25 protein-coding genes are annotated in these 25,723 nt (G+C 40.7%); 18 read left to right on the plus strand and 7 right to left on the minus strand.

Going from position 1 to position 25,723, the window contains the following annotated elements; genetic code table 11:
- Positions 1–163: 163 nt before the first annotated feature.
- Complete coding sequence (locus tag KQI22_RS11685; RefSeq protein WP_253293621.1) at positions 164–355, minus strand: helix-turn-helix domain-containing protein; 192 nt, start codon at positions 353–355, stop codon at positions 164–166.
- Between the two features lie 114 nt (positions 356–469).
- Between KQI22_RS11685 and KQI22_RS11690 the strand changes: the two genes are divergently transcribed.
- A complete protein-coding gene (locus tag KQI22_RS11690; RefSeq protein WP_216552551.1) occupies positions 470–1,816 on the plus strand; it encodes an MATE family efflux transporter in 1,347 nt (448 codons plus the stop codon).
- 179 nt (positions 1,817–1,995) lie between these two features.
- Here the strand turns inward: KQI22_RS11690 and KQI22_RS11695 are convergent, their stop codons facing one another.
- Positions 1,996–3,291: a tyrosine-type recombinase/integrase gene (locus KQI22_RS11695; RefSeq protein WP_216552553.1), complete on the minus strand. Its 1,296-nt coding sequence runs from the start codon at positions 3,289–3,291 to the stop codon at positions 1,996–1,998.
- 160 nt (positions 3,292–3,451) lie between these two features.
- Positions 3,452–4,069, minus strand: coding sequence for a helix-turn-helix domain-containing protein (locus KQI22_RS11700; RefSeq protein WP_216552555.1), 618 nt, complete (start codon positions 4,067–4,069; stop codon positions 3,452–3,454).
- Between the two features lie 184 nt (positions 4,070–4,253).
- Between KQI22_RS11700 and KQI22_RS11705 the strand changes: the two genes are divergently transcribed.
- From KQI22_RS11705 to KQI22_RS11730, 6 genes are all read left to right on the plus strand, one after another.
- Positions 4,254–4,484 carry a helix-turn-helix domain-containing protein gene (locus KQI22_RS11705; protein WP_216552557.1) on the plus strand — a complete coding sequence of 77 codons (231 nt, stop codon included), beginning with the start codon at positions 4,254–4,256 and terminating at the stop codon, positions 4,482–4,484.
- Between the two features lie 273 nt (positions 4,485–4,757).
- A complete protein-coding gene (locus KQI22_RS11710; RefSeq protein WP_216552559.1) occupies positions 4,758–6,545 on the plus strand; it encodes a MobA/MobL family protein in 1,788 nt (595 codons plus the stop codon).
- 468 nt (positions 6,546–7,013) lie between these two features.
- Complete coding sequence (locus KQI22_RS11715) at positions 7,014–7,703, plus strand: response regulator transcription factor (RefSeq protein ID WP_216552562.1); 690 nt, start codon at positions 7,014–7,016, stop codon at positions 7,701–7,703.
- A complete protein-coding gene (locus KQI22_RS11720; RefSeq protein ID WP_216552564.1) occupies positions 7,704–8,624 on the plus strand; it encodes a sensor histidine kinase in 921 nt (306 codons plus the stop codon). It abuts the gene before it with no gap.
- A gap of 74 nt (positions 8,625–8,698) precedes the next feature.
- The gene (locus KQI22_RS11725) at positions 8,699–9,610 is read left to right on the plus strand and encodes an ABC transporter ATP-binding protein (RefSeq protein WP_216552566.1); all 912 of its coding nucleotides are present in this window, start codon (positions 8,699–8,701) and stop codon (positions 9,608–9,610) included.
- Between the two features lies 1 nt (position 9,611).
- Positions 9,612–10,304 (plus strand): ABC transporter permease, encoded by a 693-nt coding sequence (locus KQI22_RS11730; protein WP_216552568.1) that lies wholly within the window; start codon positions 9,612–9,614, stop codon positions 10,302–10,304.
- 170 nt (positions 10,305–10,474) lie between these two features.
- Here the strand turns inward: KQI22_RS11730 and KQI22_RS11735 are convergent, their stop codons facing one another.
- A complete protein-coding gene (locus KQI22_RS11735) occupies positions 10,475–10,672 on the minus strand; it encodes a DUF6061 family protein (RefSeq protein WP_330623373.1) in 198 nt (65 codons plus the stop codon).
- A gap of 580 nt (positions 10,673–11,252) precedes the next feature.
- Here KQI22_RS11735 and KQI22_RS11740 point away from each other — a divergent pair.
- The 6 genes from KQI22_RS11740 (at position 11,253) to rbr (ending at position 16,201) form a co-directional block, all read left to right on the plus strand.
- Complete coding sequence (locus KQI22_RS11740) at positions 11,253–12,512, plus strand: ATP-binding protein (RefSeq protein ID WP_216552570.1); 1,260 nt, start codon at positions 11,253–11,255, stop codon at positions 12,510–12,512.
- A 79-nt stretch (positions 12,513–12,591) separates the two neighbouring features.
- Positions 12,592–13,065, plus strand: coding sequence for a GNAT family N-acetyltransferase (locus KQI22_RS11745; protein ID WP_216552573.1), 474 nt, complete (start codon positions 12,592–12,594; stop codon positions 13,063–13,065).
- Positions 13,066–13,141: 76 nt separating this feature from the next.
- Complete coding sequence (locus KQI22_RS11750; RefSeq protein ID WP_216552575.1) at positions 13,142–14,143, plus strand: calcium/sodium antiporter; 1,002 nt, start codon at positions 13,142–13,144, stop codon at positions 14,141–14,143.
- Positions 14,144–14,195: 52 nt separating this feature from the next.
- Entirely contained in the window at positions 14,196–14,729 is a 534-nt protein-coding gene (locus KQI22_RS11755; protein ID WP_216552577.1) for a GNAT family N-acetyltransferase, read from the plus strand.
- 108 nt (positions 14,730–14,837) lie between these two features.
- Complete coding sequence (gene pnuC / locus KQI22_RS11760) at positions 14,838–15,515, plus strand: nicotinamide riboside transporter PnuC (protein WP_216552579.1); 678 nt, start codon at positions 14,838–14,840, stop codon at positions 15,513–15,515.
- Positions 15,516–15,658: 143 nt separating this feature from the next.
- The gene (gene rbr, locus KQI22_RS11765) at positions 15,659–16,201 is read left to right on the plus strand and encodes a rubrerythrin (RefSeq protein ID WP_216552581.1); all 543 of its coding nucleotides are present in this window, start codon (positions 15,659–15,661) and stop codon (positions 16,199–16,201) included.
- Between the two features lie 7 nt (positions 16,202–16,208).
- On the opposite strand, the gene KQI22_RS11770 is transcribed toward rbr, so the two are convergent.
- Positions 16,209–17,081, minus strand: a complete 873-nt coding sequence (locus KQI22_RS11770; protein WP_253293622.1) for a LysR family transcriptional regulator — start codon at positions 17,079–17,081, stop codon at positions 16,209–16,211.
- A gap of 164 nt (positions 17,082–17,245) precedes the next feature.
- On the opposite strand from KQI22_RS11770, the gene KQI22_RS11775 reads away from it, so the two are divergent.
- From KQI22_RS11775 to KQI22_RS11790, 4 genes are all read left to right on the plus strand, one after another.
- Positions 17,246–17,767 carry a flavodoxin gene (locus KQI22_RS11775; protein ID WP_216552585.1) on the plus strand — a complete coding sequence of 174 codons (522 nt, stop codon included), beginning with the start codon at positions 17,246–17,248 and terminating at the stop codon, positions 17,765–17,767.
- A 31-nt stretch (positions 17,768–17,798) separates the two neighbouring features.
- Positions 17,799–18,635 carry an SDR family oxidoreductase gene (locus KQI22_RS11780; protein WP_216552587.1) on the plus strand — a complete coding sequence of 279 codons (837 nt, stop codon included), beginning with the start codon at positions 17,799–17,801 and terminating at the stop codon, positions 18,633–18,635.
- Between the two features lie 93 nt (positions 18,636–18,728).
- Entirely contained in the window at positions 18,729–19,481 is a 753-nt protein-coding gene (locus KQI22_RS11785; RefSeq protein WP_216552589.1) for an alpha/beta fold hydrolase, read from the plus strand.
- Between the two features lie 92 nt (positions 19,482–19,573).
- Positions 19,574–20,575, plus strand: a complete 1,002-nt coding sequence (locus tag KQI22_RS11790) for a hypothetical protein (RefSeq protein ID WP_216552591.1) — start codon at positions 19,574–19,576, stop codon at positions 20,573–20,575.
- Here the strand turns inward: KQI22_RS11790 and KQI22_RS11795 are convergent.
- Positions 20,572–21,966, minus strand: a complete 1,395-nt coding sequence (locus KQI22_RS11795; RefSeq protein ID WP_216552593.1) for an RsmF rRNA methyltransferase first C-terminal domain-containing protein — start codon at positions 21,964–21,966, stop codon at positions 20,572–20,574. The genes KQI22_RS11790 and KQI22_RS11795 overlap by 4 nt on opposite strands.
- 172 nt (positions 21,967–22,138) lie before the next feature.
- Here KQI22_RS11795 and KQI22_RS11800 point away from each other — a divergent pair, with 172 nt between their 5' ends.
- Positions 22,139–23,782, plus strand: a complete 1,644-nt coding sequence (locus KQI22_RS11800) for a L,D-transpeptidase family protein (protein ID WP_216552595.1) — start codon at positions 22,139–22,141, stop codon at positions 23,780–23,782.
- On the opposite strand, the gene KQI22_RS11805 is transcribed toward KQI22_RS11800, so the two are convergent.
- Entirely contained in the window at positions 23,764–25,587 is a 1,824-nt protein-coding gene (locus KQI22_RS11805) for a glycerophosphodiester phosphodiesterase (protein ID WP_216552597.1), read from the minus strand. The genes KQI22_RS11800 and KQI22_RS11805 overlap by 19 nt on opposite strands.
- Positions 25,588–25,723 lie beyond the last annotated feature (136 nt).

Raw genomic sequence — 25,723 nt, forward strand, 5'->3', positions numbered from 1 at the left:
CCGATTGCCCGAATAGTAACTTTAAAGCTTGTTTTACAGGCGGAAATTTTCGCCTGCTCTTGACATGCTCGAATCGACACTGTTATATATAAAGCAAGGGCTGAATGCTCATTTGAGAGCCTTCAGCCCAATCATTATCATAGAAGATTACATTTACAGAGTTTTATTCACACACTCTTTCGGTCAGTTCCACACCGCTGTTGCTGCGGATAAAAAGAGAAAATCCTGTTTCTTTTTCCAGTGCAACAATGGCATGGCTGATTCCAGCTTGTGTATAATGCAAAATTTCAGCAGTTTTTGTGATGTTTCCAATTTCTGCTACCTTTAAAAATATTTCATATTTATTCAGTGTCATATCCATTCTCCATAACTTTTATGATTAGTTGGCAATCAAAACATTCTCTTTTAGAATGTGTTTGCATTAAGTATATTATTGTCATGTGAAAAAAACAAGGAGAAGAACAAACAGATGGAGAAAGAATTTGATACGCTGCCTGTCCGCACCTTGGTATTCCGTTTGGGTATTCCGGCAATGGCTGCACAGTTTTTTAATATTTTATACAGCATTGTAGACCGTATATTTGTTGGACACATGATAAATGGAGAAGCTGCTATCGCTGGAATAGGCGTTTGTGCTCCAATCCTAAATTCGGTAACAGCGTTCGCATCGTTGATTGGCATTGGCGGTGCATCTATTTTAAGCATTTCTATGGGAAAGAGAGATCATAAAACAGCACAAAAGACAATCAAAACATCTTTTTATCTCCTTATTTGTCTTTCTATATTGCTTACAGTAAGTCTGCTGTTTTTTGCAAGGCCTATTTTATTTGCTTTTGGCTGTAGCGAAACCCTGTTCCCGTATGCAAAGAGCTATTTTTGCACCTATGTTGTCGGAACAACTGCAATGCTGCTGGGGCTTGGTTTGAATCAATTTGTTCTGGCACAGGGACTTGCCAAACAAGGAATGATTTCTGTTGTAATTGGCGCAGCTATAAATACTCTTTTTGATTCCATTTTTATTTTCATATTTAATTTGGGAGTGAAGGGTGCCGCCATTGCAACGGTTCTTGGTCAAATCGGTTCTATGGTCTATGTGTTGTCTGTATTATCTGGAAGTTGTGTGGAAATAAGGCTGTCTACACCTAAACTTGATATCAGTAATGCAGGGAAAATCCTGTATGTTGGTTTTTTGCCTTTTTTAATTGTCCTTTTGGAAAATCTTCTTATGATAGTGTTGAATATTACACTTAGAAAATACGGAGGAGATGCATTGGGGGATGATTACATTACTTGTGCAACTGTTGTGCAGAGCTTTATGGTTTTGGTTTACAGTTCTGGTTATGGATTTACGCAGGGATGTGGCACGCTGTATGGATACAACTATGGTGCAGGAAACTATAAGCGAGTGATGGATACTTTTCGCTGGGTGTTAATTGTCTGTGCAATTTATATGGGTATGATTTCCATTCTTTCTCAGACAATACCGACCATGTTCGTCCGCATTTTTTTGAAAGATGAGTGGTTGATCAGGTTGGCATCTACTTGTATTCGGCGGTATGCGGCGGGACTTCTCGGAGTTGCGGTACAGTATGCCTTTGTGGATGGCCTGACTGCAATGGGACAGATCAAATATGCTATGCCGTTATCTTTATTTAGAAAAGTTCTTTATATTGGAGCGGTTTTGCTTATACCACTGTTTCTGCCGCTTGATATTGTGTTTTGGGCTGAGACAATTTGCGACCTTGGTGGTGCAGCTGTGACGTTAATGGTATTTATTATGATAATTAAACCGAATCTAAAAAAAGTATGTCAGTAATGAGTAGTCATGAAATGGGGGAAGATGAAGAAGTAGACAACTTCCAGTTTGCCGAAATATCTGGCTGACTTTCCCCATTTTACAGGCATTCTAGCCTGTTTATTAGTGAAATGATATGTATTTTCCCTTATTTTTGCCCTTATGAGATAATTGTAAGGGAAATAAGGGAATTTCTTTTTTTAGTCGTTGCCTGCCACTTTATCAAGCAGCCTTGCTGATTCCCGCTTGGCTTTTCTTGTGGAGTGAGCATAGACATTCATTGTGGTACTGACATCTGAGTGCCCTAACAGTTCCTGCACATCCTTAGGTGCTGCTCCGTTTGCTAGAAGGTTACTTGTGTAGGTGTGACGCAGTTGGTGGAAGTGAAATCCTTCAAATCCATCCAGCTTCTGTGCAATCTTTCTGCAAACAATTCCTAATGTACTTGGCAGTTCCAGACTTCCATCCGGTCGTAAGCAGACAAAGGATATTTCATTGTAATCCTCAGGAACTTCTTCTGTTCCATCCAGATGATAGAACTCATAGTAAGTTCTGTTTTTGTCCTTGACTTCTCTGTAGTAGTTCTTGTGATAAAGTTCCCCATACTGTAGCCGGTTTTTAAGCTGTTCCTTTCGGGCAGTACGGAGAATCTCTGTCAGTGTATCGCCAAAATCAACAATCCTTACCTTCTTTCGCTTGGTTGGTCCGATGATGTTCTTGTGCCTTGAGCCATCATAGCGGATACTACGTCTGATTGTAAGACATTGTTCTTCAAGGTTTACATCCTGCCATGCCAGACCACAGGCTTCTCCAATACGAAGTCCTGCATAATAGGCTATCTGAATTGGAAGTATTGCCGGTGGGTTGTAATCCTGTAGAAAATGAATCAGTCTTTCATAATCCTCTCGTGGAATAGGTTTTATATCACCATCCATATCATCATCGGAAAATAAATCAACCTCATCCGTCTGATATTTCAGCTTAATATACTGCATCGGATTGAAAGTGATATATTGCTTTGGTGATACTGCAAATCGGAATGACTGCTGTAATACTGCTGAAAAAGAACGGATGTAATCCTTGCTGTAGCCTTTTCTTTCTGTTCCGTCTGGATAAATACCACCAAATGAAAGCAAATCGAAGAAGGCTTGCAAATGCTCAGTTGTTACATTTTTCAGTTTTCTCTTTGAAATTGGGTGTTTCTTGATGTTATTGATAGCACCGAGGTAATTCTGGACTGTCCCATTACTGAGAGTACCTGTCTTTAATTCTTCCTCTGCCCATATATCAAGCAGTTCTCCAACTGTGATGTTTTCCGATTTTGCAATGAATTTCTTGCTTTCGTAATCGTCCATTGCCTGACGGAGCAGTTTTTCTGTTTCACTCTTGCTTTCTGTTCCAGCATATTCTTTCTGAACCAGATTGCCACTTTGGTCTTCTACATAGAAGCGGTAGTACCATTTCTTTCCTTTTTTTCTTACAGATCCTTTTGCCATAATCGTGTATCTCCTTTCGATATTCGACAATCGGAACTGATGAAATGCTTCTTGCGTGTAGGCATCTTATGGATAAGTCCATAAGCCAATTCGCTGCTCGTCAAATCTGTAAACAGTTTGACTCGCTTGTGCTCATTGTATCATAACTCCGGTTGTCGTTCTATACCGAGTCGGAATTATCTTCTAAGAGATTGGATAGTCTCTGTGCCGCCACATCTGGATTCTTGGAATATGTCCTTATGATGTCAGCTATATCATTAAATGCATTGACTGAGTGTGTAATCTCTCTTAGGAACATTATTTCATTGTATTCCTGATTGGATTCAAATCCCATCTTGGCTGCTACATCTGCATATTCTGTGTTTGCCTTGAAGTTATTGCAGGCATTGGTAAATGAATCAGCAAAGAGCTTGTATTCGTTTAATATTGCCAGCAACAGGTTCTTGGCGAAATCTCCATCTGCGTTATCAAGGTTTGTTGGAAGGTTTTCAATAATATCAGTCATAGAGTCTCTTATAAGAAGTTCTTTCTTATCTGTTATATCTGTTTCGTAGCTGTCAGTTTCGCCTTTGAGCCATTCCACAGATACATGAAGTGCCTCGGAAAGTCCTTCAAGTACCATCTTCTTGGTATTATCGATTGTTCCAGCTTCATAACGCTGTATGGTGGAAGCGGTGACTCCCATCTTGTCTGCAACATAAGGTTGTGTAAGGTTTAATTCTGTTCTGCGGCTTTTAGCCCTCTCACCGATAATCCGGCGAAGTTCCTTATCCTTCATGTTGTCTGCCTCCTTTTCGCTTATTCCTTTCGGTATGTTCATACTATATCATATAAAAATTAAAATTGCAATATGCAATGATATAAATATCTTTATAATTTCGTAACGCTTGACAATAAAATATAAACGCGATATACTGACAGAAAAATAAATTGCATAATGCAATTTGAAAGGAGCTGATTAAATGACGGAAAGAAAGATAGCTTTATCTATTGAAGATGCTGCCGACTATACAGGAATTGGAAGAAACACTCTAAGAAAACTTGTTGAGTGGGAAAAACTTCCTGTTCTAAAGGTCGGAAGAAAAGTTCTCATAAAGACGGATATGCTTGAAAAGTTTATGGAAGTCAACGAAGGCAGAGATTTGAGAGATAAGACCAGCGTAAGAGCAGTTACAAGAAAAGTGACAATTTAAAAGAGGCGGCTTCTAATGAAACCGCCCCTGATATATCAGACCGAAGCCATGATATACCTACACGCAAAAGGATTATAACATGTGCTTCTTCTGATATGCAACAACCAATTAACGGAATGGAAGGACTGATAGAGCAAAGTGGTGGCAAAAAGCGGTGGCTTTATAGATGAGGATAAAAAGAGTTAGACTATCATATTCAAAGGAAATATCATAAGATCTCAAAGCCCTCGGCGTTTGAGAGCGAAATACACCCCTCGCACAAACATACGGTTTATGCTCAGCGTATTTCGCCCTGCCGGGAGCCTATCACGCAAGCGTGATAATACAAATGCTGCCGCATTTGATTATACCGGATATGACAATGAGTTTACAACAATACCACTTTTGTTATCTGTTCGTCTTCCATTCCAATTATCAGAGGAAGGAGAAGAAAGCACATTGACAACAAGACATTCATTTATACAGATGACCAAGCTGTCGAATGTCCGGGGAAGAATAACCTATATATCAAGCCATGCAAAGCAGGAACATCTGTATGCGGTTTATGAAACAACTGACAGAAGCTATTGGACGGAGCTTGCACGATGCAGCCAGCAGGAATTTAAGAAAAGTGGTGTTGATGGAAAGTGTATCGAGGCAAGGGAGCTTATCATTGCTCTGCCTGAATCACTTTATGAACAGGGGATGCCCGATATGCTGCTAAAATCGTTTACAGATAAATTCAAGGAAAAATATGGTGTGGAATGCGTTGCAGCACTTCACCATAACAAGCGTATGACAAATTTCCATATCCATCTTATCTTTTCAGAAAGGCAGTTGTTAGCGGAACCCGTTATAAAGACTGCCACAAGGAATATGTTCTATGATGAACATGGAAATCATGTACGAACCAAGAAAGAAATCCTTGATGATACTGGCAATATCCGTAAAAGATGTAAGGTTATCAAAAAAGGCGAGATTTATGAGAAGAAGCTGTTTACTTCAAAAAATACGAGGTTCAAGCAAGAAGATTTTCTGGACGAGGTAAAATTATTCTACACCAGAATGATAAACCGCTGGGTAACGGATGAAAAAGACAGATTAACAGTATTTGACCGTAATGGTCCATATCTTGCTACCAAGAAGATTGGAAAAAATAATCCCAAAACTGAACAGATTGAGCAGGATAATAAACTTCGGATGGATTGGAACCGGGAAGTTGACAGGGCAATCATAAGCGAGGTCCCTATGGATGATATTCTACAGATAAAGAAGGAACATATCACAGAGCCCATAAAGCGGTCGATTGAACTGTATGGAAACAGACCTCAAAGATTAGCATTGATACTGAATATGGCGATTACAGAGCTGGTACTGCTGATATCGAAGGTGCTGGAGACAGCCAGAGCAATTCGGGATAAGATACTAAATACAGATGATGCGAATGTCGATAAAACAGATATTGCAAGCCATATAATTGTAGATAACAAAGATAATACTTCTGCTATTGAAGAGGCCCCTAAAGTTGGTGAAATAAAACCAGCTAAGGAAGAATCATTCAAGGATGTTGTTACAGAGCCAGCAAAGGCAGTTGCCTATCAGAAAATACCTGACAAGCCTGTAATGACACCAGAGGCAGCGGCTTATCCAAAGTTTAAGAAGATAAAAGCGGAGCTTGATAATCAGAATAATCTTATTTTTCAGGCTGAACAGCAACGAGGCAATCTTGAGATTGAATTGTCAGATTTGAAAGGATTGGCAAAGATTACAAGAAAAGCTGAGTTACAAAGAAAGATTGATGAAAAGACTGACTATATCAATAGGTTGAAGATTGGACTTTCAAACATGGTTCGTAATTATGGATTTGAAAATATGAATGAATTCTATCTAAGCTATAAGGAATCTAAGGGGGCTTATGCATATTATCAGCAGAAAGTTGAGGATTGGAAAAAATCTTATGGCAATGCAGGTACCGAGATTAATAAGACAGAAAAAGTGAAACAACGGCTTGGTAGATTACAAAAAAATGCTGAAATTGTGCAGAATGATAATCGACAAATAAAGGATACGGGGGCAAGATGATGTATGCCCCTTTATCTTGTGATTCCTCTATTAGAGAGACTGCTGTTATTGCACTTTTTCAGTTTTTATTTTTTCAATTTTATATAAAACAATGCCTGTGATACATGAAATAGTTTCAGTGATACTGACAGCTGAGTGATGTAACGTTCCAGCACATCCTTTAGTACTGCTCTGCTTGCCAATAGGTTGTTTGTGTAGGTACGATGCAACAAATCGGTATAATTGCTCATCTCATGATACAATATAAAAAGACTGATTATGCCGATATACAGAACCTGAGAGTTAATGAAAGTGGATAAACTTGTTTTGTCCGTGCAAGGGAACTATAATGTTTTTGGTAGAAATAAGAAATGAATTATAGAACATTAAAATAGACTGCTGAAAATTGGAAGTGACACCTCGTGGGCTAATACCAAAAGATGTAGAAAAAACTATTGATGGAAGAACAAAAATCAAGGAGTAATCGTGATGGAAAATAAGATAATATTGATTGAAGATGATAAAGAAATTAGTGAAATGATAAACGATTATTTATCTGGAGAATTTGAAGTGACAGCTTTTAGTGATGGTATGTCAGCTTTCCAGAAAATTACAAGTTATGATGAATATGCGCTTGCACTTATTGATCTTATGTTACCGGATATAAGCGGCATGGAGATTATTAAGACAATTCGGAAAGTCAGCAAGATACCAATTATTATTATTACTGCTAAAGATAATGATATAGACAAATCATTAGGATTGAATTTAGGTGCTGATGATTATGTGGTAAAACCATTTTCACTTATTGAGCTTGCTGCCAGAATAAAGGCTAACATCAGACGTGCAAGAACCTATCAAGTGATACAGAATAATTCAATTATTAAAATTAAAGATATAGAAATCGACCCTCAGAGTCACGTGGTTAGGCGTAAAGGAACGACCATAGATTTAACGCCAATTGAATTTCAAATTTTATATATTTTAGCAAGCCATCCAGGACAGGCTTATTCAAAGGACAGGCTATATGAACTGATTTGGAAAGAACCATATTTTGAAAATGAAAATGTGTTGAATACACACATCAATCGTCTTCGCTTGAAATTGAAGAACAATGTAAAAGACAGCACAACCTATATTAAAACTTTATGGGGTATTGGCTACAAGATGGAGGGATAGATGATGCTTTTATTTGTGATAATTTTATCTGTTCTGGTATTTGTATTGATCTGGCAACAGATACAGTATAAAAAGTTAGTACGAGACATTGATTATATTACAAGCAGACTTAATACTCTTTGTGTCATTTCTGAAAATGGATTTGTACTTATACCTACGGATAATGAAAGTATCAAGAAATTAAATTCTGCTCTTAATAAGCTACTTCAAGATTTTTATACAAAAAAGACAGAATATGAGCAGAGCAAACGGGCAATGGAAAAAGTTCTTACAAACATTTCTCACGACATCCGAACTCCACTCACTGTCCTAAAAGGAAATAGTGAAATGCTTTCCGATATAACAAACACTTCCTCTGTGCCTGAAAATGTTCATACTATGGCTTCAAAAATAGACAAAAAGGCTGATGATTTAATCTCTTCAATTAACGACTATTTTACAATGTCTAAAATAACTTCAGGGGATTTTCCTGTTAAAGTGGAAAAGGAAAACATTTCAAGGCTTTGCCAAGACACAATTTTGGACTATTATGACCTGTTTGAACAGAAACAATTTAAAGTCAATATTCAGATACCGGATACACCGATTTTTGCCTATACAGATAATGAGGCGTTACAGCGCATTTTAAAAAATCTGATAGACAATGCGATTCGACATGGTGGTGATGGCAAGTATATTTCTCTACGGCTCACCACATCAAACGGAAAAAGTATTATTGAAATAGAAGATCGCGGAACTGGGATATCTCCACAGCAACAAAAACAGATTTTTACAAGAAATTATACAACAGCCCGAAAAACTTCCGGCAGTGGTTTAGGACTTGCAATTTCAAAACGTCTTGCTGAACAAATTGGGGCAGAATTAGAAGTTTATAGCGTACAAAATGAGCAAACTATTTTCTCAATCATCTTGAAAAGTTAGAAAATCGTTAGATTTATGACAGAGAAAAGAAAAGTCCATTTTGTATAATGGTAACTATAAAGGAGGCACACAAAATGGATTATATCATGGAAACCATAGGTTTGCGAAAATCCTACAAAGATAATAATGTTGTAGACGATGTAAATATGCATATATCTAAAGGGGCAATATATGGCTTTGTTGGTCCGAACGGTGCAGGGAAAAGCACGATTATGAAAATGATTTTGAATCTTATCCAGCCAGATGCCGGAGAGGTTCAGCTTTTTGGCGAAAAAGTTACCGATCACAGCTATGAAATATTCAAAAAGGTTGGTTCTATTATTGAGAATCCATATTTTTACGATAAAATGACTGCCAGACAAAACTTAGAGCTGCACTGTGAGTATATGGGTTTTCCTAACAAGGAACGAATCGATGAGGTTTTGCATTTGACGGACTTACAGAATGTTGAGGGGAAACAAGTCCGTCATTACTCATTGGGCATGAAACAACGACTTGCAATTGCAAGAGCTATTCTGGCAAAACCAGAATTTTTGATTTTAGACGAACCAATCAATGCTTTAGACCCTGATGGTATTCGTGAAATGCGAATCCTTTTTCAACGGCTAAATCAAGAAGATGGAACAACCATTTTTATATCCAGCCACATTCTATCCGAAGTGGATCTTCTTGCTGATACGATTGGAATTATTCAACACGGAAAGCTCTTAACAGAATTACCTATAGAAGAAATCCATAAGCATCAAACAGATTATATCAGCTTGCAGGTTGACGATGTGACCCGTGCTGCTGCATTACTTGAAAACATGAGAATTACGAATTTTAGTGTATTAGATAAAGAATTTATCCACATTTATGATTCTGATATTTCAGGCAAAGCTTTGTCAAAAGCCATCATTGAGAATGGTATTGGTTTGGAGAGTATGGGACACAAGCAAGATACACTGGAAGATTTCTTTTTCAAACTTACAGAGGAGGAAAACTGAGATGACACACTTGATTAAGCTGGAACTGAAAAAATTTGGTATTGCACGAAATATTATCTTTATGTTTGCAGCAATCCTTTTCAGCATCCTTTTCATCACAATATCTTTATGGGATAGCATGACAGACCCAAAACAGGTAAAAGACACATTTGAAAGTACATACCTTGTTATTGGATTATTGATGTCATTCATTTTTCTTGTGTACTCGTCTGTCTTAACGGCAAAGCTGGTTATTGGAGAATATAATCAGCGAACAATTACGATTATGTTTTCTTATCCTTTAAACCGAATAAAATTGATTGCCAGCAAATTAACTATAATCATGGTTTATACAGCAATCTCTATGATGATTGGATATGTTTGTTGCACCAGTTATATTATATTTGCGGATAGATCCTTTAATATGTTGGAGGGAACATTCCAACCATCTATGCTCCGAACATGGATACCAATGGCAATAACTACTGTGATTATATGCATGGTGCTGTCTCTGTGGTCATTTATCATTGGCATGATTCGAAAATCTATTCCTGCAACAATCGTTACTTCTTTGATTGTCATTGTGTTTCGGCAAGTTATTATTACCAAAAACACAACCAATCAGGAGTCCATAATGCAAATTCTTTTAGTTGCTATTGTTACTGGTGTTGCTACATTGCTTATCTTTAAAAGAAAAGTGCTCGAACTATATTGATTATTTCTTTTTTTCAAAAGGTAAAAGAAAAAGCCGTCGTAAAGCAGATGCAATTTCATGTATCTATAGAACGACGGCTTTGATTTTAAAGTCGCTGTTTTTGAAGTTACACAAACAGCTAGATATGACAACTAACAGGTATATAGTAGCCGACTTAAGTTTAGATTATTTTAAAAGATTTCCAATGAATCTTCTGCATCTACCCATATTTGTATCGTTCCATCAAGATATAATTTTGCATATTCCAGTGGTTCATCAATGGCAAGAGCATTTAATGCATAATCTGAGCTGGGGGTAGTTTTTAAATTCTTTTCTGCTTTCCAACAATCAATGCGGAGCATATAGCCCGCAGAGGTATAAACATCAATACTGTTTCAATGTGGATTATATTCTGCAAATATTGTACTCATCGTATCATATCTCCTTATTCTTCAACCAATCATTAGTTACAAAAATCAGAAGCATTTCAATCAGTTTACCATGTCAGTTTTATTTTGTGTTATACTGTTTCATAAGATTTTCTTTCCCTTATTTTTTCCCTTATTAGAGTTCGTAAACTCGTATGGGAAGATATAACATAAGGGAAAGTCTGAGGGAAAGCTCACCTGTCACAAACTTAGTGTTTTCAAGGGCTCGTGAGAAAATTAATAACAAAATATAACAGTTATTAAATCTCTTGAAATAGATGAAATCTCAATTCCAGTTTGACGGGCTGGTCATATACAGAAAATAATATCAGAACAGGTAACAGGCAGGTGGTCATATGAGAAGACTGCCTGCTGTTTTTTGCGTTTATAAAATATGATAATGCTAAAAATATATAAAAGATATTTTGGTAAAAATTAACCGAAATATATTTTAGACGATTGAATTATATTATGTTGTTGCGTATAATAAAAGATATTTAGAGATATAATAACCAAAATATCTTTTAGGAGAGAAAGTATTATGGTAAAAGAGATTAAACGAGATTACTATTTAGAACAACTTATAAAGCGTGAAGGAAACGGTCTGATAAAAATTGTAACAGGAATAAGAAGATGTGGAAAATCCTATTTATTGCGAACCTTATTTAAAAATCATTTGCTTGAAAATGGAGTGGATGAAAAACACATCATTGAAATGGCATTTGATTTATTTGACAATATAGAATATAGAGATCCGAAAATCTTTTACCCTTGGGCAAAGGAACAGATTCAAGATGATGCAAAATATTACTTTCTTTTAGATGAAGTACAACTGTTGGATGAATTTGTGAGTGTACTTAATGGTTTAGCAGATAAGAAGAATTGTGATGTGTTTGTAACGGGGAGCAATGCGAAGTTTTTATCCAGAGATATTGCAACTGAATTTGGAGGCAGAGGGGATGAGGTTCATATGTACCCTTTGAGTTTTTCTGAATTTATGAGCGTTTATGATGGAAATAGATATGATGGATGGAATGAATATATTACTTATGGTGGAATTCCCTTGGTTGTATTAGCTGAAACGGATGAGCAAAAAATGACACTCTTGGATAATCTGTTTCAGGAAACATATATCAGCGATATTGAGAAGCGGAACAAAATCAGAAATGTTGGAGAAATGGAATCGCTGCTTGATGTTTTGGCGTCTGCAATTGGTGCTTTGACGAATCCTAACAAACTTCAGAAAACATTTAAAAGTGTAAATAATTCAAAGATTACCGCGACTACTATTACGAAATATATTGAGTATTTGGAGGATGCATTTTTAATTGAAGAAGCAAAGAGATATGATATTAAGGGAAAATCTTATATCGGTACACCATTGAAGTATTATTTTATGGATATGGGACTCAGAAATTCAAGAATTCATTACAGACAAATGGAAGTGACACATTCTATGGAGAATGTGATTTACAATGAGTTAAGAATGAGAGGCTTTCATGTAGATGTTGGTAATCTGACTGTTGTTGAAAAGCAGAAAGATGCAAAAGTATTAAAGAAACAGTTGGAAGTCGATTTTATCTGCAATAAGGGTTCTAAAAAGTATTATATCCAGTCAGCATATATGTTGGAAACAGAAGAAAAAATGGCACAAGAAATCCGTCCATTTATGAAAATAAATGACTCCTTTAAGAAAATAATAATTACATCAAATACACCAAAGGCATTTTATAATGATCAGGGAATTTTGATCATGAATGTGTATGATTTTTTATTAAATATGGATTCATTGGAATTATAAAGCTCCGGAAGAGTTGGCGATCGTGTTGCAGAGATTTTATGATAGTATCAAATAACTTCTAGTTTACGGAGGTAATACATTGAAAATTGAAACATACAGCGGAAAATATGATAATGAAATTATCTCGCTCATTCTATCTATTCAGAATAATGAAGCGAAAATAGGACTGTCACTGCAGGAACAGCCGGATCTTTTGGATATCCATCGCAGCTATCAGCAGTCCGGCGGCGAATTCTGGATTGCCATATCCGATGGCAGGGTAGTTGGCACGATCGGTCTGATGCTGAAAGAAAAGCATTGTGCAGTTATGAAAAAGTTTTTTGTGGAAAAGGCATTTCGTTCACAGAAAATAGGACTTGCATTATATAATGAACTAATAAAGTATGCGATCAGCAAAGATGTGCATAGTATTATATTGGATACGCCCGCAGTTGCGCACGTATCACATAGATTTTATGAAAAAGCAGGATTTTGCAAGATCACGCCTGCAGAATTACCTGTGCCATATTCATATCCGGATAGAGATAGCATTTTATACAGATTAGACCTGTAGCTTCCGATTGGCAGAACGGATTCTTTCATATTTTGTTGACATCACTGCTGTGGAGAGAAAAGGAGAAAATCAGAACATGGAAAAATTTATCAATAATGCCCCATTTGCTCTTGTACTTGTGCTTCTGGTGATCGGTTTTGTATTGCTGATCAAAGGAGCAGACTTTTTTGTGGAGGGAAGTTCCAGTGTAGCAAAAAGGCTGCACGTTCCGTCTATCATTATCGGACTTACGATTGTGGCAATGGGAACATCGCTTCCGGAAACAGCGGTCAGTGTATCTGCCTCCCTTACAGGGAACAATGAACTCGCGGTCAGTAATGCAGTCGGTTCCAATATATTTAATCTGATGGTTGTGATCGGAGTATGTGCAATGCTGGCAACGGTGCATGTCGCAAAAGAAACGATCAGGCGGGATATTCCGTTTTCCCTGATATGTGCAGGTCTTTTACTGTTTTTAGGGATGATCGGACTTGGTGATAAGTCCGGTATGACGCTGGGACATTTGGATGGTGTGATCTTACTTGGATGTTTTGCAGGATATATTTTTTATATGATCAGAATCGCATTAAAGGCGAGCAGGGAAGGCAAGAAGGTCGAGATCGAAGGCGGTTCTGATGAGGATATCAAGCTTATTTCAGTGCCCATGAGTATTCTGTTCATCGTGGGTGGAGCAGCCGCCATTGCCATTGGTGGGGATGTTACGGTTGATGCTGCATCAAGGATCGCCAGTGATCTTGGAATGAGCCAGACACTGATCGGGCTTACGATCGTTTCCATAGGAACTTCCCTTCCGGAGCTTGTGACGTCGATCGTTGCAGCAAGAAAGAACGAAGTCGATATGGCACTTGGTAATGCGATCGGTTCCAATGTGTTTAACATACTTATGGTACTCGGTATTGCATCGGCGATCAGTCCGATCAGCATGATCACAGAAAATATAATCGATCTGGGCGTATTGATCGTATTTACGATCTGTGTATGGATATTTGCAGGCACCAGAAGGAAAATCGGTAGGATCGAAGGTTTGTGTATGGTCGCATTTTATGTTGCATTTTCGGTTTATATCATTATAAGATAGTAAGCGGGCAATCTGTTAAAATGCCGGCTTAATTATGGAAATGAGGCAAAATATGATAAAGATACGAAAAGCAGAGAAAAACGATTTGGATAGAATTGAACAGATATATGATAGAATCCATGATGAAGAAGAAAAAGGGGTGACGACGACAGGATGGATCCGTAATATTTATCCGACCAGAAAAACTGCCGAGGAAGCCTTGGACAGAAATGATCTGTTTGTCATGACAGATGAAGATAATATTGTGGCAGCAGCTGTGATCAATCAGATACAGGTTGATGAATATAAGTATGCAGAGTGGAAACATCATGCAAAAGATACTGAAGTCATGGTGCTTCATGGCCTGGCAGTTGATCCGTTTGAAAAAGGAAAAGGGTACGGCAGGGCATTTATTGCCTATTATGAAAATTATGCAAGACAGAGCGGATGTGCTGCACTGCGCATGGATACGAATGCGCGAAATACAAGAGCAAGAAGTTTATATCAGAAACTGGGATATAAGGAAAAAGGTATCGTAAAATGTGTATTTAACGGAATTCCAAATGTGCAGCTGGTATGCTTTGAAAAATATGCAGGAGAAGCATGATGAGGAAAATAAAAAAATGATTTTACAGAAACGAATGATACCAATATTAGATCCATGGCTCTTTGGATTCATAAATATGTTGATCAGTATGAATACAAGGAGATTATAATGGAAAACCCAATTAAAAATTTAACAAAGAATGAGTGGATGCTGTGGATCGGTTCCATCTGTGTAGTCATCATTTCTAATGTCATAACAGGAGACGTGGATCTGCTTACGCTGTTTGCAGCATGTATCGGAATTACATCATTGATCTTTGCAGCGAAAGGAAATGTTTGGGCACAGATCTTAATGATCGTATTCAGCATCTTGTATGGGATCATTTCATGGCGGTTTCACTACTGGGGAGAAATGATCACTTATTTAGGGATGACAATGCCAATGGCGATATGGTCAACGATCACATGGCTGAAGAATCCGTCAGAAAACGGAAAGGAAGTGGCAATCCAAAAGCTTACGGTAAAACATATTACAGGGCTTGTCTTTTTTGGAACGATCACAACAGTTCTGTTTTATCTGATCTTGCGGGCACTGAAGACACCGAATATTGTGTTCAGCACAATTTCGATCACCACAAGTTTCCTGGCAGCATCTCTTACGATGCTACGCACATCCTACTATGCGCTTGGCTATGCATCGAATGACATAGTCCTGATCATATTATGGCTGCTGGCGGCTGTAGAGAATCCTGTGTATATACCAGTCGTGGTGAATTTCGCAATTTTCTTCCTGAATGATATGTATGGTTTTATCAGTTGGAAGAAGAGAGAACTTGCAGGCAGTTAAGCTGGAGCTGACTGAGACCCCGGAAGAAAAAAGATAGGAACGATTATCAAAGTATGGGATTGACAAACCGGTCATACGGACATACAATCCTAAAAAAGCACATGTCCGGCAGATACAGACATGGCGAAACGGAGGTAAAGAAAATGGCAACAAATAAGTACGCAGGAACACAGACAGAGAAGAATTTACAGGATGCATTTGCGGGAGAATCACAGGCAAGAAACAAGTATACATACTTTGCATCTGTAGCAAAAAAGGAAGGCTATGAGCAGATGTCGGCATTGTTCTTAAAGACAGCTGACAATGAGAAAGAGCATGCAAAAATGTGGTTCAAGGAATTAGCAGGAATCGGCGATACAAAGCAGAATCTTGCAGCAGCAGCCGAAGGCGAAAATTATGAATGGACAGATATGTATGAAGGCTTTGCCAAAACCGCTGAGGAAGAAGGTTTCCCGGAGCTTGCAGCAAAATTCAGAGCTGTCGGAGAAATCGAAAAGCATCATGAAGAAAGATATCGTGCCCTTCTGAAAAATATCGAGACAGCACAGGTATTTGAAAAGAGCGAAGTGAAGGTATGGGAATGTCGTAACTGCGGTCACATCGTAGTCGGAACAAAAGCACCGGAGGTTTGCCCGGTATGTAACCATCCACAGAGCTACTTTGAGGTTCACGCAGAGAACTATTAGGAAGCTTTTAAAAGCAGTCTTTAAGGATTCTGGCTAATTCTTCAATATAATATCCGGAATTCTCTTTTTTCCAGAATGCACAATAAGTTTTTTTGACAGGAGACAGGGACTGGTTTCTGACAAGCGGTATTCTGCTGACAGCCGTATCAAACCAGACCTGTTCTCCGATCACATCTACGGGCATATATCCCTGTCCGGTTATGATTTTAAGGCGGGCTTCCTGCATGGTGTCTGCAAAGAGAAAGTCTCCCTGCAATCCAATGATGTTTTCGTAATACGCCTGTTCTTCCTTTTGTCCGGTCTGGTTGATCACAAGAATACAAGGCGTATTTTTCAAGTCCCTTGTTTCCAGTGTGCTTAATTTACTGAGCGGATTTTTGGAGGAAAGTTCAATATAAATCCTGCTTTCAGCAAGCACTTCGTTATGATAGGCATCGGAAAAGGCACGTCTTTGGTCATTGATCGCAAGGTCAACGGAGTCGTTTTCCAGTGCGTGATACAATTCTTCATGACTTCCAACAATAATTTTTACATTTACAGTAGGATATTTTTCAGAAAATGAAGCGATCGCTTCAGAGAGCTCATTTCCGTGATAGCCCTTGTAATAGCCAATGCGTAAAACAGCATTGTTATTATCTGCAATTCTTTTTGTTTCACGGACAAGCTGTTTCAGATCGCCTGTTATGATAAGGCTTTTTTGATAAAAATGTTCACCGGCGGGAGTCAGGGAAAACGTACGGTTATGTCGCTCTAAAAGCTGCACACCGAGTTCGTCTTCTAATTTTTTGATCTGCTGGGAAATAGCAGATTGTGAAACCTTGCACTGTTCAGCAGCCAGATAAAAATTTCCGTTTTCAATGACTGCCTGTAAGTATTCCATTTGACGTAAGAGCATATCCGTATTTCTCCTTTTTTATGTTCTATCAGAAGTATAAAACGATTAGTAAAAGTAATCAATATGATAAGAAAAAAGTTTTGATTCAAAAGAAAAAGTAAACTATGATAAAACCAAATAGAAGCGATCAACAATAAGGAGGAATCAAAATGGCTAAGAATCTGATTATTTACTATTCACGAAAAGGTGAGAACTATGTAAACGGAAGCATCATTGATTTAAAGAAGGGTAACACAGAAATCTGTGCAGAATTTATCCAAAAAGCAGTAGGCGGAGATCTTTTTGAGATTGAAACGGTCAGAGAGTATTCCAAAGACTATCATACGTGCACGGAAGAAGCGCAGCAGGAGCTGCGGGAAAATGCCAGACCGGAGCTGAAACAGTATCTTTCTGATATTGCAGACTATGACAATATATTCGTATGCGGTCCCTGCTGGTGGGGAACGTACCCTGTAGCTGTATTTACACAGCTTGAGAAACTGGACTTTACAGGAAAGAAAGTAATGGCACTTATGACACATGAAGGCAGCGGACTGGGAAACAGCGAACGTGATCTCAGAAGAATCTGTAAGGGTGCAGAATTTGGCACCGGTATTGCGGTACACGGAGCCGATGCAGGGAAAGCAAAGCAGACGGTAGCTAACTGGGCAAAGAAAAATGTGGAAGAATAGGATAACAAAGTAAGAAGATCGGAGGAAGAATATGCGTAAAAAAGAGGTCATGATCGTAACAGGAGCAGGACAGATCAGTATGGCGATCGCCAGAAGAGTAGGCTATGGCAAGAAGATTGTCATGGGTGACAAGAATATCGAAAATGCAAAGACAATCGCAGAGATCATGAACAATGCAGGATTTGATGTAGAACCGGTAGAAATGGATCTTTCATCCAGGGAATCCATCAAAAACCTGATCGCAAAAGCGCAGGAATACGGCGAGATCAAAATGCTGGTAAACGGAGCAGGTGTATCCCCAAGTCAGGCACCGATCGAAGCAATCCTGAAAGTTGATCTGTACGGAACGGCTGTACTGCTGGAAGAAGTCGGTAAGGTAATTGCAGAGGGCGGCTGTGGTGTGACGATCTCCAGTCAGTCAGGTTGGAGAATGCCACAGCTCTCTGCAGAAGAAGATGCAGCACTTGCAACAACACCAACCGAAGAATTATTAAATCTTGAGATTTTACAGCCGGAACATATCAAAGATACGCTCCACGCCTACCAGCTGGCAAAACGCTGCAACGAAAAGCGCGTGATGGCACAATCTGTTGTATGGGGCAAGCGTGGTGCACGGCTGAATGATATTGCACCGGGCATTATCGTGACACCGCTGGCGGTGGATGAGTTCAACGGTCCACGTGGAGATTTCTACAAAAATATGTTTGCAAAGTGCCCGGCAGGAAGACCGGGAACAGCCGATGAAGTAGCAAATGTGGCGGAACTTCTGATGAGCGAGAAAGGTGCATTTATCACCGGCTCTACTTTCCTGATCGATGGTGGTGCAACCTCCTCTTATTACTATGGGCCGCTGAAGCCAGAGGCATAAATACTGCCTGATGCTTAATGAGAAATTTAGCATTTGCCTTTTTTAAGTGCGGGAAATATGATAAAAGAAAACACAAAAGAAAGGCTTGAAACAATGACGATTCATGAATTCGGAAAAGAAAATAAAGAAACGATCCTGCTGATCCATCCGTCTGTTGTAAAATGGGATTATTTTGAACTGGTCGTCCCTATTTTGCAGGAGAAATACCATCTGCTGGTTCCGGCACTTCCCGGCTACGATTTTGATAATGACAGCGATTTTACCAGCGTAGAGCAGATTGCGGCAGAACTGAATGACTGGCTGAAAGCAGAAGGATATACGGAATTATATGCGGTATATGGCTGCTCCATGGGCGGCTCTGTTGCACTGCTGGTTGCCTTAGGACAACTGATCAGAATAAAGCACTGCGTTATGGATGGCGGTATCACGCCTTATCAGCTGCCATGGCTCATCACGCGTTTTATTGCACTGAAGGATTATCTTATGATGATGATCGGCAGAACCGGCGGTGTGGGACTATTGGAAAAAGCATTTGCCACAGATGATTATTCCAAAGAAGATCTGCAGTATGTAGCAGATGTTCTGCGGCATTGCAGCAGGAAGACGCTGTGGCGCACCTTTGATTCGTGCAACAATTATAAAGTGCCCACGCCTCTTCCGAAAATAAATACAAAGCTCCATTACTGGTATACAAAAGGGGAAGAAAAAGAAAGAAAACAGGATATCAATTACATAAAACAAAAATTTCCACAGACAAAGTTTACAGTATTGCCGGACTTAGGACATGCAGGACTGGTTTTGCTGAAACCGGAGCTGTTTGCGGAAATGATCGGAGCGCTTTCCTGATGTTTTCAATTACGACTGTACAAAATCCCGCAACTGACCGATATATACAGTAGATGCACATCACAGAATACGGATCAGGGAGAAACGATAGTATGGTAATTCAGAAAACAGAGCAGTCGCTGCAGGCGGTTCAAAATGTAAATCTGCAAAAAAGTGCGGGAAAAAGAAATAGAAGAGCGCAGAATGCACAGAACACCAAGAAGAATGTGGACGGCAGATTCCTGATCGCAGGATCTTCCAAGGAGCAGATTGAAAAGAAACGTAAGCTGGCACAGAAGCAGGCGATGAAGCTTGTAAAAGATGCTTTTTCCGGGGATCAGGCGACGAAACAAAATATAGAGGATCTGAAAGCGCAGAAGGCGGAAAAGGTTGCAGCGTATCAGGAAAAAATGCAGCAGATCGGCAATATTTCCGCAGAAAAGGAAAAACTGCGGGAGACCTATGGGATAGCGAAGGATTCACAGGAGCAGAAGGATCTGGATCTTCTGGAAAAATACCAGAATAACAAGCTGGGTATTTTTTCGGATGATTTCAGTAAAGAAGAAATTGACCGGTTAAAGGAACTGGCAAATGAGCCGCGGACGGAATACCAGAAACAGGTACTTGCTTTAAACGGGAAAAAGGCTGCCCTGCAGTCAGATGCGGATCTTATGCAGCAGCAGATCATGGTGCTGACGCAAAACCAGTCGGATGCCAAGATCGACCAGCTAAAATCGCAGGATATGCTGAAGGCGGGAGACGCTGCGGAAGAGATCAAGAAAGCTGCATCGGACGAGATCGTAGGGATGGCGCTTGCAGATGCAAAAGAGAAGCTGGATAAAGAACTGGAAGAGAAAAAGGAAGAGGCCGAAAAGAAGGCAGAAGAAAAAGCAGAGCAGGACGAGCGGATCGAGAAAGCGAAGGAAGAACGAAAAGAGAGCAGAGAAATGATCGAAGGGGATCTGGATGCGGAAAAGCTGCAGGCAGATGCCAGCCTCCGGAAACAGTCCGTTACGCAGTCTGAAGAGACGACGCAACGGATCAACCAGATCATGAAGAAGAATAACCTGATCAATGAGGATCTGAAGGGTATTGAGATTGATGTGAATTTTTAAAGGTGTTTACGCAGGCCTTTCGGATAGTGGTTTTTCATGATATTGCCTGCGAGCTTGCCCCAGCCGAGGCTGTAGCCGTCGATGCAGATCAGATACCAGCCGTTTTTCCCTTCATAGGAGAAGGTTTCACCGGCTATAAAACGGATCGCAGTCTGTAACTGCTGCGGATCAGAGCTATCTAGGTTTACATAATTTCTAACCTGCGCAGGTCGCAGGGAAAGAGCCAGTGCATGTCCCGGGATAAAGCGTTTTCCGGATAACTGTCCTAAATGAAGCCCGGCGCGCAGTACTTTCAGTCCATGCAGAGAAGGCGCCTGCTCCGGCAGCAGGTAGATCTGTTCCCCGAAAGCAGTCATCTGACCGGAGAGCGGGGTAACAAGCGTTTCCTGTAAAAATGCGGATAACAGAGAATCATCCTGGGAGATCGCACCATTTGATTTGGTGCGGTCTCTTTTTTTGGAAACCTGACGACCGGAAGGAACAGGATCGCCCTCTCCCTTTTGGAGAACTGCAACGAAATGCCCTTCTCCGTGGAGCTTATGCGGCCAGAGACGAATCGTAGATTCTGCTTCTTTTATGAGTCCAGGCTGCATACCATCATACAGAGGCACCTGTATCAGCCGGTAGAGCGGATGGGCATCTAAAAACTGCAGGATGCACTGCTCATCTTCCTCCGGTGAGAAGGTACAGGTGGAATATACCATGCGGCCGCCCATGCGGAGCATCAGATCTGCCTGCTCTAAGATCTCCTGCTGCCTTTTGGCACACAGGACTACATTTTCAGGGCTCCACTGCGTTATGGCTTCGTCATTTTTGCGGAACATGCCTTCGCCGGAGCAGGGCGCATCTACCATGATCCGGTCAAAAAAGAGCGGAAAATGAGAAGAAAGCTCTGCGGGAGCCATGTTTGTGACAATCGCATTGGGAATGCCCATGCGTTCTATATTTTCTGACAGAATGCGGGCTCTGGCAGGATGGATCTCATTGCTGATCAGAAGCCCCTGCCCCTGCATGGCTCCGGCGATCTGAGTGCTTTTTCCACCGGGCGCGGCGCAAAGATCCAGAATCTTTTCACCGGGCTGTGCATCTAAATAGGCAGCAGGCGCCATGGCACTCGGTTCCTGAATGTAGTAGGCACCGGCTTCATGATACGGGGATTTGCCCGGATGCAGCTGTGGCGGATAATAAAAACCTGTGGAGCACCACGGTACAGGCGTAAGCATGCAGCCAAGGTAGGAAAACAGTGTATCCGCATCGCCCTTTAACGGATTTGTGCGAAGTGCCTGATAATGGTCTGTATCATAGCTTTGTATAAAACTTTCATATTCGGTCTGATCCGGCAAAAGCTGCTGCATACGCCGGAGAAACGCTTCTGGTAACGGAAATGACATAAATAATCTCCTAACATAATCTTTGCCTCTGTATTTTAGAAGCAGTATTTATCTGTTCCCTTATTATATAGGGTTTGCTTCAAATGAGCAAGATGGGCAAAACAGGCAGTATCCTCCTATTTACAGACAGGGGGCGTGTCGATATAATGAGGGATGAAAGAGAGTGTAGATCATGCAGAACAAAAAGAAAAAACGAAAAAAGAAAAATAAAAGGATCGTGCTTTGGAGCAGTCTGGGCGTGCTGCTTGTATTCCTGCTGGGACTTTTGACCGCAGGCAGTGTATATTGCAGCAGCCATTTCAGTAAAGGGACGGTCATCAATGAGATCGACGCGTCAGGACTGACGATGGCGGAACTGGAAAACCGGATGCGGGAATATGTCCTGACTGTGAGGGAGCGGACAGGAGAGGGCAGTTACATCACGGAAACGATCACGGGAGATCAGATCGGTGTAACAGTTTCCAATACAGACGAACTGGAAGGAATTTTGAAAAAACAGAATATTTTAAAGGCGATTTCTTCTTATATAAAAGGAGAGCAGCAGGTATATACCGTAGAGAATCTGTATGCCTATGTGGACAGCGCGCTGATGACAGCGATCCTGAAGCTGCAGGGCTTTCAGGACAGTTTTGTGACAGAACCTGTGGATGCCCATATTTCAGACTATGATCCACAGAGCGGCTATCAGATCGTACCGGAGGTACGGGGAAATGTACTGAACCAGACCAAGACGATCCAGACCGTAAAAGAGGCGGTTGATGCACTGCTTCCGGAAACAGATTTAGAAGAAGCAGGCTGTTATGAGGAGCCTTCCGTCTATGCGGATGATACAAAGCTGACAGAACGCCTTGCACAGATGAAGCAGTATACGGATCTGCGTATCGTATATCATTTCGGACAGCAGGAGGAAGTGATCGATGGCAGTGTACTTTCCCAGTGGCTTTTGGTTGATGAAGAGACGAACAAGGTCAGTGTATCGGAGGAGAAGATCGATGATTTTGTGGTCATGCTTCGTAAGAAATATGACACGATCTTCCGCAGCAGAGAATTTCAGACGAGCTATGGCAAGACGATCACGATCGAAGGCGGCGATTACGGCTGGTGGATGAATTACAGTCAGGAGCAGGAAGAGCTGAAGGAAATGATCAAGAACGGGGAAAGCGGTGAGCGTATCCCTGTTTATTACCAGACAGCGGCTGTATATGGCAGTCAGGACTACGGCAATACATATATTGAGATCAATCTGACAGCGCAGCACCTTTTCTTATATGTAGACGGAGAGAAGAAAATGGAATCGGAGTTTGTTTCCGGAAATGCGTCCAGAGGCTTTGATACACCGGCGGGTATTTACGGCATTACCTATAAGGAACAGGATGCCATGCTGGTAGGGGAAAATTATGAAACACCGGTTTCTTACTGGATGCCATTCAATGGCAATATCGGACTGCATGATGCGATCTGGAGAGACAGCTTTGGAGCTGATATTTATAAAAAGAGTGGTTCCCATGGATGTGTCAATATGCCTTATCTGAAAGCAAAAGAATTATACGGGGAGATCGCGAAGGGAACACCCGTTATCTGCTATTATCTGGACGGAACGGCATCGGAGGAGACGATCGGACAGTCGGATGCGGAAAAGGCACAGGCAGTTGTCGATTCGATTGCCAAGATTGGAACTGTCACAAAGGACAGCAAAAAGAAAATAGAACGAGCAAGACAGTTGTATAACGACGCATCTGCAGCGCAGCGGGAATATGTGACCAATTATGAGGTGCTTACCGCTGCGGAAGATATGTATCAGTCGCTTAAGAAATAATGCGTCAGCTGCTCCAGCCAGATCGCAATGGATGGATTCAGTTCCTGTGAATAAAGCACTTCTTTGGCACGAACCGGTTCATCCGTGATCAGGCAGTCGATACCGAGGCTGAACATACGCTCCATTTCTTCGCGTTCATTGACTGTCCAGGCATAAACCGTCTTGCCGTTTGCATGCATATGATTTACCAGCTTACGGGTAATAAAGGAAGATTTGATACTGAAACCATCGATATAGCCCAGGTTCCGGTAATTCCCGTAAGCAACAGGTAACAGATAGATCGTCTGGATGGAATCATCCAGCGATTTTATTTTTTTCAGGGAATCCAGTTTCTTGGCAGCAACCACGCAGTGCTCCGCATCATCATGAGATTCGATCAGTGCAACCACACCTGCTTCCAGACCGGTATCGGAGGCATTTGTTTTCAGTTCAATATTCAAATCAATCTTGCCTTTACAGAGTGCCAGTACCTCATCCAGCGTACAGATTTTTTCACCTTTGTAAGCAGGAGAAAAATGAGAGCCGAAATCCAGAGAGAGAAGCTCTTCATAGGTCATGTCGGAAACATTTTTGTCGACACCGGTCAGACGCTTTAAATTGGTATCATGTACCACAACAATGACATGATCTTTTGTCTGCTGGACATCCAGCTCGATGCAGTCAGCCTGATTGTCGATCGCGGACTGAAAAGCTGCAAGGGTGTTTTCCGGTGCATTATGGCTGTCACCGCGGTGGGCGGTAATGACAGGAGTGGACAGCAGGATATTCTGCGTCCAGAAGATGCTCGTATCTTTTAACAGATCCAGATAATAAAAATTGAAGCCTGCCGCAAGGATTACCAGAAGCAGAAGCAAACGCTTGCTGATCCTGACCAGTATGGAACGGCTTTCCGGAACCGGCGCAGGCACCTCTTCCTCCTGCTTTAACAGCTGCCTGTAATAGAGTGCGCTCAAATAGGAAAATGTCAGTGGAATGCTGAACAGAATGTAAAGCTCGAACAAAAAGGACAGGATCGAGCTGAAGATCATATAAACTGTGCTGCTGTTAAAGTGATCCGTAAGTATAAAGCGTACAAAGAAAAGACTCAGCACAAAGCAGATCAGCAGAACGATCACAAGAACAGCCAGGATCAGGATATTCCATGCAAGGAGCTGCAGTGCTGTATGCAGATAGTGATGTTTTGTCAGTTTTTTGCAATGTGCTCTTGCTTCTTTGAAGCATCCCGGCTCCAAACAATAGCAGTGAAGGCTTAAACAGTAGCGGATCGCAAGGAGCAGACAGATCACAAGGATCGCACAGAGTATATGAAATACGGTCTGATTGGACCGGATATAATACAGGATAAAATCAGGGATCGTCACACTTGTAAAATAGCCTGACAGAATCGTGATATTGGTCAGCGGAACAAGAAACAGAGAAAACAGGAAGAGACTGCGGTTATGGCGGCGGATACTCTTCTTTAAAATAAAAAGCCCGCGGCTGAGCATGCCTGTCAGAGAAATGGTCTGTCTGTGATAAGAAGCATGAAATGCCGGGATCAGACAAAAAATTTCAAATACGGTGATAATGGAAAGCAAAAGCAGGATAAAGCACAGGATCACGATCGTGGTCGGACGTACCAGATAAGAAAAGATACGGTCTTCGGATAAGTAACGATAGCCTGCAAGGCGCAGAGAGAGCTGGAAGCATGCGGTAACACATGGCAGCATCAGTGCGATGCAGAATAAGCGGTATACAATTTCAAAGCCTACGATGGAACGTAGGTTTCTTTTTAATAAATAAAAGCTTTGCTGAAAAGTGTTCATGCTGTCATTCCCTGTCTGTAATCTACCTGTCTAGTGTACCGCAAATTTTCCCTTAAAACAAGGAAAAACAAATGTGCATTCGTTGACAGGTTTCGTCAGAAAGGGTATTCTAAAGGCATAGAAAAAGATTGTAACG

The sequence above is a fragment of the Kineothrix sp. MSJ-39 genome, from assembly GCF_018917935.1.
Lineage (GTDB): Bacteria > Bacillota > Clostridia > Lachnospirales > Lachnospiraceae > CAG-194.